This window comes from Candidatus Electronema sp. TJ, assembly GCF_048287355.1.
Classification (GTDB): domain Bacteria; phylum Desulfobacterota; class Desulfobulbia; order Desulfobulbales; family Desulfobulbaceae; genus Electronema.
In genome coordinates this window covers 1-10,358 of sequence record NZ_JBLWEP010000081.1, presented here as the reverse complement: position 1 = coordinate 10,358, position 10,358 = coordinate 1, and the positions used below count along the sequence as shown (strand labels likewise).

The following is a 10,358-nucleotide window of genomic DNA, read 5'->3' as shown; positions in this document are numbered from 1 at the left end:
ATCATTCCGATTCACACTTAAACCGGGGCGATTTTGATCGAAAACGGCCCGATTTCAATTTAAATCGGATCAATTCACACTTGAATCGGGCTGATTTAAGTGTGAATCAGGGCAATTTACGTGTAAAACGTCCCAATTCCAATTTGAATCGTTTCGATTTCAATGTGAATTGGCCCGATTTAAACGTGAATCAGGACGATTTAAACGCGCATCCGTCGGGAAGAAACGATAAAACATTGGGACCATACGGGCATTGCCGCGCAAAAAGGGTTGAACAGGCGTTTTCCGAACACTGAAGCGAAAATCATGGCCTTGGCGCAGAAGATGACGAACCGAGCAACACGATTCACGCCATTTCCGCGCCACCAGCAAGGACAGTTCCCTGCACGGCTTGGCGGCTTGGGCGGCGATCAAGGGCATTGACCTTGCCGCCACCGGCGATTTTACCCCATCCGGGCTGTTTTGCTCATCTGCGTGGGCATCTGGAGCCTGCCGAGCCAAGTTTTCTTCGATTGCAGCAGGCTCCCGCCGCCACCGGGCTGGCCGCGCTCCTGCCGCCAAGCGTGCAGGCGGATTGCTCGCGCATCCGTTTCGTTCTCAGTGAGATGGCGAAGTCTTTTGACGTTTGACCGTTTGCTTGCGCTGTAATTTCTCCGAAAAAAAGGGTATAGTCTTGCTGTTTGACAGCGGGGCGAATGCTTGTGCCCTCCAGCGGCAAAAAAACAAGGATGACGATATGAAAAGAATGCTTTCCCTCAATGAATCTGAAGAAAAAATTGAGATTGAATTTAATGATGAGAATCTTCCTGTTGATGGTGCTGACGATGCAGTAAAAAATCTTATCGAAGAAGAAAAACTTCTGGAAAGATCCTTTGATCCGACTTTTATAAATATTATTCAAAGACAAGACACGTTAAGAAACGTTATTGATCGTCTGAAGAATGACGAGATAGACATGAACACTGATTTCCAGAGGGAGGCAGGACTTTGGGATGCAGTAAAGATGTCTAGGCTTATTGAATCAATACTTATTAGATTCCCTCTTCCTTCTTTCTATTTTGATGCTACAAATGATGACAAATGGCTTGTAGTTGATGGATTGCAGCGATTATCTTCTATAAGAAAATTTATTATTGAAAACAATCCGTCGGAAAAACTACGCCTCAGAAGTTTAGAATATCTAGATATTTTTACAGGTAAAACTTACGAGGATCTTCCTCGGACGTATCAGCGTCGTATTGATGAATGTTCAGTAACTTTATTTTTAATCCAGCCTGGAACTCCTGACGAAGTAAAATTTTCAATCTTTAGAAGGGTCAACACGGGAGGTTTGACGCTTAATTTTCAGGAGATTCGTAATGCTCTGACCTCACAGAAATTGCGCAATTATCTAAGGGAGCTGGCAGGAGACACTTATATGAAGAAAACAATTGGTGCAAAAACTAAAAGAATGCAGGATCAAGAGCTAGTTCTCAGATTTTTGGCTTTCTATGCGAATGATTACAGGCAAAGTAAGAAAAACATCACAGTATTCCTTGATGAAATGATGAAAAAGTTAGAGAAGATGAGTCAAACAGAATTAGATAATCTTGCAGAAATATTTCGCAGCTCTGTCAAGAGAAGCTGGGATGTTTTTGGGGATACTGCTTTTGAAAAAATAACAGAAAATGGGAGCGGAATTAGAAGAAACTTGAAAAATTCAACACTGTTTGAGGTGTGGACAGTGGCCCTTGCCCGCCTTTCTGAAGAAGAGATGAAGACGCTCGAAGCAAAGAAAGCTGTCCTCCAAGAAAAGCATATCCAGCTTATGTCTGAGGATGATATGTATTTTCAAAGCATTACATTCTCAACACAGAAGAAAAGTTTTTATCAAATTCGCTGCGACAGAGTGCAGAAATTGATTGACGAGGTGCTCCATGCTTGAGTTTATACGTGTGCAGGGATTCAAAACCCTTCTTGATGCCAGTTTTTCTCTGACTTCTCTTAATATTTTTACTGGACTGAACGGAATGGGGAAGTCCACTCTGATGCAGGTGCTTCTTCTGCTGAGACAGTCATATGAACGGAACACTTTATTTGACAAAGGGCTGCTTCTGAAAGGGGAATATGCGGCATTAGGCACAGGCCGTGATATTTTTGCCGAACAGGCTGATGCTGTGCGTTTCACGTTCACTTGGGCGCAGGAAAAACCTTTGCAGTTCTGTTTCAACTATGCGCCTGATTCAGACATGCAGCCTCTTGCAAGCCCAATGCACGAGAATTTACGCATTGCTGACAGCAAGAGTTTGTTCAATAAGAATTTTCAATATCTGTCAGCCGACCGAATAGGGCCGAAACCTTCATATGAGGTGTCAAGCTATTACATTCATGACCTGAATTCTTTAGGAAATCACGGAGAATATACTGCTCATTTTATCGCAGAAAATGGAAACAACCCTGTCAGCCTTCCTGCCCTGCGTCATGACAAAGCAATTTCTCTGACTATATTAGAAAATATTGATAGATGGATGTCTGAAGTTTCGCCTGGATTGCGGATACGCGCCGCCATGCAGCCAGCCACCAGTTCTGTTTCTCTTGGGTATGCTTTTGACCAAGGAAAAGAAACAACAGCAAATTTCAAGCCGCAGAATGTCGGATTCGGCATAACCTATGTTCTGCCTGTCCTCACAGCTCTCTTGCGAGCAAAAGCAGGAGATATGCTCATTATCGAAAACCCTGAGTCGCATCTGCATCCGGCAGGGCAGTCTACAGTTGGAAAACTATGCGCCCTTGCAGCGCACAACGGTGTTCAGCTTTTCATCGAAACTCATTCAGATCATTTTCTTAACGGAGTGCGAGTTGCTGTCAAAGAAAAAATAATTGCGCCGGAAGAGGTCAAATTCTTTTTTCTTGAACGCAGCAAAGATGCTGATTCTCATGAATCCACAGTTATTTCCCCGGAAATAGATGCCTGTGGCCGGCTTAACTGCTGGCCGGCAGGATTTTTCGATGAGTGGGACCGTCAGCTGGAGAAACTGCTGTGAGCCACCCTCTTGTTTTCAATCATCACTCTCTGCCGTTCAGTTCACCAGAAGATGTTGATCGTGAAATTGTCAATTTCTTGAAAATATGCCTTAGAGCGAAACTTATAGGGTTCAGCTTCATCTTGGCAGATGAAAGCGTTGACGGCACTTGGTTCCGTTTGGAGTTGGCTCATGGATATTTCTGGAAAGATTGGCATGACCAGCATGTCAATGAGCCTCAATGCAGGGATCTCATAAGAGTTTTCCGCAGCATTGCAACACAGCAGCCGCTCTTCACGGAAAAAGACAAGGAAAATGATCTTGAGCTGTTCGATGTTCATCTGCTGAATGAGCAGAGTTGTTCCGCACTCAGAGCAGCAGCTTGGAACGATTCTCCATTGCTGAGTTTTCCAACCCGTTCTCCTTGGACAGCCTCGCCGGTGACGGTCATTGTTGAACAACTTTCTGAAACGGGTGAAATTGTCAGTTCCATCGAAGAACTGTGCAACCTGCATTCTCTTGAGCAGTTTGAAAAAGAAAAAGCCGGATTGCAGGAGAAACTGTCAAAGCGAATCTGCTCAGGAAAAGAATTGCTGGAGCAGGCACAGCAGTTGTATCCCTGTCTGCGTTTCTGCGGAAAAGCAGAGGAGCAGCTGCGGAATTGGGCGTACCCGACAAATTTTCTTGAACAGATCAAGGAGGCATTATCCGTTCTCAACACCTTTGCAGAGCATTGGGCTGAAGGGCGTGTTGCCGGATATAGCCATAACACTTTGCGCCAGCTTGGCCTCCGGCATGAAGTCAGCGGCGAGTCGTCAACAGTAAAAGAAAAATTTCGCCAAACACGTGAGTTCCATCTTCCAAGCGGAGAGAAGATGCTGTTCGAGGATCACATTAAATTCAGCCAAGGGATCAGAGTATATTTTCTTGTCAATTCAGACGAGAACATTGTCTTTATAGGATATATAGGAAAGCATCTTCCTACTAAATCTGATCCAAAATAATTTAAGAATGCCCTGCATCGACGACCTTCACATCCATTCCCTCCATTCCCGCGCTACCAGCAAGGAGAGCACTCTGGGCGGCTGGCTGCTGAATCATCCCAACTATTATTGGCCTGATGGCCTTGACGACGTTGCATTGAAATTGGTTTGATCTGCGGTTGTCAAACAAACTTCCTCTTCCTTCACAATGACCAACCGAGCCATACTGCTCCGGCTGCGCGAAGTATTGCGGCCTTACGGCGGCAAACTGCTCATCGCCATGACTGCGATGATCATCGTCGCCTTGTTCAACGCGGCCCAGGCCTACATGGTGCAGCCGCTGTTAGACAAGATATTCTACGAGAAGAACGCCCGCTGGCTGACTGCGCTGCCGCTGGCCTTGCTAGCGGTCTTTTTCGTCAAAGGGGTGTTTTACTTTTTTTATTCGTATCTGCTAGAGTGGGTGGGGCAGTCGGTGATCAAAGACCTGCGCAACAGCCTCTACGGACAGCTCCACGAGCTGTCGATGAGCTTTTTCTACAAAAATTCCACCGGCGAGCTGATCTCGCGGATCATGAACGACGTGGCCATGCTCCAAGGCACGGTCTCGCACGCCCTGATCTACGTCCTGCGCGATTTTTTCAGCGTGGCCGGGCTGCTGGCGGTGATTTTTTACATGGACTGGCGGCTGGCCTTGGTCTCGCTTGTTTTCATTCCGATGGCCGCTGTGCCGATTGTGGTTTTCGGCAAAAAATTCCGCCGCATCAGCACCCGCTACCAGCAAGGCATGGGCGAGGCGAGCAATTTCCTCAACGAAACCATCCGGGGCATCCGCATCGTCAAGGCCTTCTGCGCCGAGGAGCAGGAGAAACGCCGCTTTGCCGCCAAGATGCAGCAGCTTTTCGACACCTTGATGAGCGAAACCCGCTACCGCAGCCTTGCGCATCCGATGATTGAATTTCTCGGCGGCATCGGCATGGCCCTGATCATCTGGTTCGGCGGCAGCGAGGTGCTGAAGGGCAACGCCACGCCCGGCACTTTCATGTCTTTTCTCACCGCCTTGGTCATGCTTTACGAGCCGATCAAGGGCGTGAGCAAGATCAATTCGACGGTGCAGTCGGGCATGGCCGGCGCGGCCCGCATATTCGCCCTTTTGGACACCGAGCCGGAAATCCGCGAGAAGGAAAATGCGGTTGATCTGCCGCCCTTCAACCGCCAGATTGAATTTCGCAAGGTCAGCTTCGCCTATCAGCCCGGCGAGCCGGTGCTGCGCGAAGTGAGCCTGACGATTGCGCAGGGCGAGGTGGTGGCCTTGGTTGGACCGTCGGGCGGCGGCAAAAGCTCCTTGGCCAGCCTGCTGCCGCGCTTTCACGAGGTCACGGACGGCGCGGTGCTGCTGGACAGCCATGATTTGCGCGCCCTCAGCCTGCGTTCGCTGCGCAGCCAGATTGCCATTGTCACCCAGCAGACTATCCTGTTTAATGACAGCGTGCGCAACAACATCGCCTACGGCAGCCCCAATTGCAGCGAGGAGGAGATCCGCCGTGCTGCCGCCGCTGCCTTTGCCTTGGATTTCATCGAAGCCCTGCCGCAGGGTTTCGACACAGTGATCGGCGAATCCGGGGTTCGGCTTTCCGGCGGCCAGCAGCAGCGGCTGTCCATCGCCAGAGCGATACTCAAGAACGCGCCGATCCTTATCTTAGATGAAGCCACGTCCGCGCTGGACACTGAATCCGAGCGCAAGGTGCAGCAGGCCTTAGACAATCTGATGAAGAACCGCACCACCTTGGTCATCGCCCACCGCCTTTCGACCATCAAAAATGCTGACCGCATCGTGGTCATGCAGGACGGCCGCATTGCCGAGGAAGGCGACCACGACAGCCTGCTCCGGCGCGGCGGCATTTACGAGGGGCTGCACAGCTTGCAGCACACCGCCCGATGAGCAGGCTCCGCAGCGGCGCAGGCCAAGCCAATGTCTGGCTGCCGGGCCTGCTCGCCTTTGCCCTGCCGCTTTCCACCTCGGCGGTGTCGGCAATCGCCCTGCTCATTCTCCTGCTCTGGCTGATCGAAGGGAATTTCCTGCTCAAGCTGGCTGAGACCCTCTTCACGCCAGTCGCGGCGGCGGTGCTGGGATACTTGGCCCTGCTCTGCCTCGGTCTGCTCTGGACAGCAAACCCGACGGACGGCCTCAGCGTCCTGCAAAGCCACTGGAAGATTGCCCTGCTGCCGGTCTTCCTCACCACTGTCCGCCACGAGCGGCGCGCCTTCTATCTGAGCTGCTTCATCGCCGGGATGAGCGCGGCCATGCTGCTCACCTTCTTGGTCTGGCTCGGCCTTGTCCAGTACGCCGATGTCAGCCCGGCGCATCTCACGCCCAAGACTTTTCACGTCGTCTACAACCCGCTGCTGGCCTTCGCCATCTACCTGACGCTGCACAAGGCAGTCTGGGAGGAGCCAAGGCGGCAGGCGCGTGCGGGCCTCTTCGCGCTCGCCGGGCTGATGAGCGTCAACATGTTCATGACCGAAGGCCGCACCGGGCAGGCCGCCTTCTTCGTCCTCCTCAGCCTCTTTCTCCTGCAAGTCTTCAGCCGGAAGCGCATGCGGGCGGCACTCCTCCTCTGTCTGCTGCTGCCTGCGGGCATCGCCACCGGCTATTTAGCCAGCCCGGTCTTTCAGCAGAGGATTGACCAAGCCCTGAGCGAAGCCTCTGGCTTTCACGAGAACCCCAACACCTCAGTGGGTCTGCGCCTTCAGTTCTGCCGGAACGCGCTGGTCCTCATCCGCGAGCAGCCCTGCCTCGGCGTGGGCACCGGCGATTTCAAAGCCGCCTACGCGCTGGTCAACCAGCAGCGCAGCCCGCACAGCCTCAGCACCGACAACCCGCACAACCAGTACCTCTTCAGCGCGGCGCTGCTCGGCCTGCCCGGCCTGCTCATCCTGCTGCTGATCTTTGTCCTCATGCTGCGGCAGGCCCGCTCTGAGCAGGAGGACAGCCTGCGCCGTGCGCGTTTCGCCTTCCCGCTCTTCTTCGCAGTCATCATGCTGGCGGAGTCCTATCTCAAGGTCTATCAGACCGCTTTCTTCTTCGCCCTGATGACCGCTGCGCTCTACAAGAAAAAGCCTTTGCCGCAGGCCGAGGGCCGCTGCTGGCTGATTCTCTCCTACCGCGCCAACATCCCCGGTTCAGCCTGCTCGCAGCACGTAGACGACCGTCTGCCGCACTTGCAGGCCCAAGGCATTGAGCCGGTGCTGCTCACCGGCCCGGCCGGCTTGGCGCATCCGACATGGCGGCACTTCCGCACGGTCAGCCTCGCACCCTCCGGCCTCCGCTTCGAGCTGCGCCATTACCTCCGCCGCCGACTGCGCCAGCGCTGGCAGTTCAAGCTGGTTGAGACCCTGCTTCTCCTGCCGGTGCTGCCTTTTTACCTGCTGGAGAAGATCGTCGTCAATTTAGAGAGCGAATGGTCCTGGGGCCTGCTGGCCTCGCTGCGCGGCCTGCTTATCTGCCGCCAGCTCAGGCCGGAGCTGATCTATTCCACTGGCGGTTCGGCTTCAGCCCATGTCGCGGGCCTGCTGATCAAGCGCTGGACTGGCATCCGCTGGCTTGCGGAGACGCAGGACCCGCTCGTGCACGACCAAGGCTGGCGGCGCAGCCGTCTCGCTCTGCTGCTGTATACGAATCTGGAGCGGCGCATCTGCCAGCAGGCCGACCTGTTCGTGTTTCTCGTCGGCGCGGCGCTGGAGCACTGCCGCCAGCGCACCGGCTGCGGCAGGCTGGCCGTAGTCTATCCCGGCGCGGAGCCGTCCTGGTTCGGGCAGCAGCAGGCATACAGCAAAGGCGGCCGCTGCTCCTTCGCGCACTTCGGCTCGCTCTCTGGCACGCGCAATCTGGCAGTCTTCTTCCAAGCTCTGGAGCAGGTCGTCAGCGGCAGGCCGGAGCTGCGCGGCAGGGCGCAGGTGGACGTGTACGGCTCCTTTGACAGCCTGTCGGAGCGGGAGATGCAACGCCTGCGCCTGCACGACCTCGTCAGGGTGCATGGGCCGGTGCCGCGAGAGGAGGCCATAGCCCGGATGCAGCAGGCAGACTGCCTGCTCTTAGTGCAGAACATCATCTATTTCTCCTGCGAGACCATCCCCTCCAAGGTCTATGAGTACCTGCTCACAGGCCGCCCGATCCTCGGCCTGCTGCATAACAACAAGGAGCTGGCCGCCATGCTGGCGGACAGCGGCCATCGCGCCGCGCCTGCCGATGACGTGCAGGCCACAGCCGCAGCCATCGCCGCGATCTTGGACGACTGGGCTGCGGACAAGCTGGCAGCGGCCAAGACGGCGGCCCCGATCTGGACTGTCGAGGCGGCGGTGCGCAAGCTGATCTGCCTGAGCGAGGGCGGCGGCTCCTGCGCATGAAGCACCGCAGCATCCTCATTGTCAAGCCCAGCTCGCTCGGCGACATCGTCCACACGCTGCCACTGGCGCACGCGCTCAAACGCTGCTGGCCGGACTGCCGCATCGGCTGGATCGTGCAGCAGGCCTTCGCGCCCTTGCTGGCGGCGGACGAAAGCATAGACCGCATCTATCCCATCCGCATTCCCTCAACCAGCGAGCCGCAGGCGGGCCGCTCCGCCTGGCTGACCGCTTTCAGCGCGACCCTGAAGACCCTGCGCGGCCTGCGCCAGCAGTTGCAGGCGGAGCCGTATGATCTCATCCTTGACCTCCACGCCTCGCTGCGCAGCGGGCTGCTGGGCCGCTGCAATCCGGGCGGCCTGCGCCTTGGTTTCGCCGATGCCAAAGAGCTGAACACGCTCTTTCAGCAGCAGCTCGTCGCTGTCCCGGCAGACGTGCGCCACGCGCAGGACAAGAACCTACTTTTCTGCCAGCAGCTTGGCCTCAGTGTGACCGCAGCGGACTTCCACCTCCGCTCCAGCACGGCTGACCGCGAGGCGGCGCAGGCCTTCCTGCGCGAGGCGGGCGGGGCTGGGAAGAGGGTCGTGCACGCCAACCCGGCGGCCCGCTGGCAGACCAAATTCTGGCCGCAGGAACGCTGGGCCGAGCTGGCTGACCGCCTGCACGGGCAGGGGCTTGCCGTGGTCTTCGGCGGCAGCGCGCAGGATCTGGCCTATCTGGACGGCATTGTCCGCCTGATGCGCAGCCCGGCAATCATCGCCGCTGGCAGGCTCAGTCTGCCGCAGGCCGCCGCCCTGATCGCCCAATCCGCCCTGCACATCGGCCTGGATTCCGGCCCGATGCACATCGCCGCTCTGGCTGGCGTGCCGGTCGCCGCGCTCTTCGGCCCGACGCACCCGGAGCGCGTTGGCCCCTACGGCGTGCGGCACCGCATCATCCGCGCCGAAAACTTGTCCTGCCTGGAGTGCCGCAAACGCAGCTGCGCCCATCTGTCCTGCATGAAAGGCATCACCGTGCAGATGGTGCAGGAAGCCGCCACAGCCCTGCTGACATGACTCGATGCCTGCATCGGGCTGACCCCGCAAGCAGTATCGAGATTTCCCCAAAAGCGCCCATGCGAATCAGTCTCATCATCACCACCTACAACTGGAAGGAAGCCTTGGAGCTGTCGCTGCGCAGCGCGCTCCAGCAGAAGAAGCTGCCTTTGGAGATCATCATTGCCGACGACGGCTCCCGGCCCGACACCGGCGAGCTGATCCGCCGCATCGCCGCGACCGCGCCAGTGCCGGTGATCCATTCCTGGCAGGAGGACGAGGGCTTCCGGCTGGCCGCCAGCCGCAACAAGGCCATCGCCAAAAGCAGCGGCGACTACATCATCCTCATTGACGGCGACATCATCCTTGAGCGGCATTTCATCGCAGACCACGCCCGCTTTGCCAAGCGCGGCTGCTTTGTCCAAGGCACGCGGGTCCTGCTCGGCGAGCAGCTCTCGCAGGAGATCCTCGCCAGCCGCAAGCCGCCAGTCGAGCCGGTCTGCCGCTGGGACGTGGGCAACCGCAAGAACTGCGTCCGCTCGGACATACTGTCCTGCCTGTTCTCCTACCGCGACCGTGGCATGTACGGCGTGCGCACCTGTAACTTCGCCTTCTGGCGGAGCGACGCGCTGGCCGTGAACGGCTTCAACGAGGCCTTTGTCGGCTGGGGCCGCGAGGACTCCGAGTTCACGGCCCGCCTCCTCAACTGCGGTCTGGTGCGGAAGAACCTCAAATTCAGTGCCATTGTCTATCACCTCTACCATCCGCTCAATGATCGCGCCCATCTGGCCGCGAACGACGAATTGCTGAAAACTACTGTGGAGGAGAAGCTGACTTGGTGCGAAAGAGGCGTAACTGCATATCTGTCCTGAATCACAGCTAAAAAAAGCTCCGCCAAATCTGCTATATTTTACCCAAGTTGTGACCTATAGCAT

General features: G+C 55.9%; 8 protein-coding genes. All 8 read left to right on the top strand.

The window, feature by feature from the left end; genetic code table 11:
• On the top strand, positions 1–296 hold a 296-nt coding region (locus ACNKID_RS07360), incomplete at its 5' end, for a hypothetical protein (protein WP_417912794.1).
• 440 nt (positions 297–736) lie between these two features.
• A complete protein-coding gene (locus ACNKID_RS07355; RefSeq protein WP_417912793.1) occupies positions 737–1,924 on the top strand; it encodes a DUF262 domain-containing protein in 1,188 nt (395 codons plus the stop codon).
• Positions 1,917–3,023: an AAA family ATPase gene (locus ACNKID_RS07350; RefSeq protein ID WP_417912792.1), complete on the top strand. Its 1,107-nt coding sequence runs from the start codon at positions 1,917–1,919 to the stop codon at positions 3,021–3,023. The genes ACNKID_RS07355 and ACNKID_RS07350 overlap by 8 nt, the downstream gene beginning before the upstream one ends.
• On the top strand, positions 3,020–4,006 hold the full coding sequence (locus ACNKID_RS07345) for a hypothetical protein (protein WP_417912791.1): 987 nt from the start codon (positions 3,020–3,022) through the stop codon (positions 4,004–4,006). Before ACNKID_RS07350 ends, ACNKID_RS07345 begins: the two co-directional genes overlap by 4 nt.
• A 187-nt stretch (positions 4,007–4,193) precedes the next feature.
• Positions 4,194–5,927 carry a lipid A export permease/ATP-binding protein MsbA gene (gene msbA / locus ACNKID_RS07340; protein ID WP_417912790.1) on the top strand — a complete coding sequence of 578 codons (1,734 nt, stop codon included), beginning with the start codon at positions 4,194–4,196 and terminating at the stop codon, positions 5,925–5,927.
• Positions 5,924–8,392 (top strand): O-antigen ligase family protein, encoded by a 2,469-nt coding sequence (locus tag ACNKID_RS07335; protein WP_417912789.1) that lies wholly within the window; start codon positions 5,924–5,926, stop codon positions 8,390–8,392. The genes msbA and ACNKID_RS07335 overlap by 4 nt, the downstream gene beginning before the upstream one ends.
• Positions 8,389–9,444, top strand: a complete 1,056-nt coding sequence (locus ACNKID_RS07330; RefSeq protein WP_417912788.1) for a glycosyltransferase family 9 protein — start codon at positions 8,389–8,391, stop codon at positions 9,442–9,444. The genes ACNKID_RS07335 and ACNKID_RS07330 overlap by 4 nt, the downstream gene beginning before the upstream one ends.
• Before the next feature lie 59 nt (positions 9,445–9,503).
• Positions 9,504–10,295, top strand: a complete 792-nt coding sequence (locus ACNKID_RS07325) for a glycosyltransferase family 2 protein (RefSeq protein ID WP_417912787.1) — start codon at positions 9,504–9,506, stop codon at positions 10,293–10,295.
• The last annotated feature ends 63 nt before the right edge of the window (positions 10,296–10,358 follow it).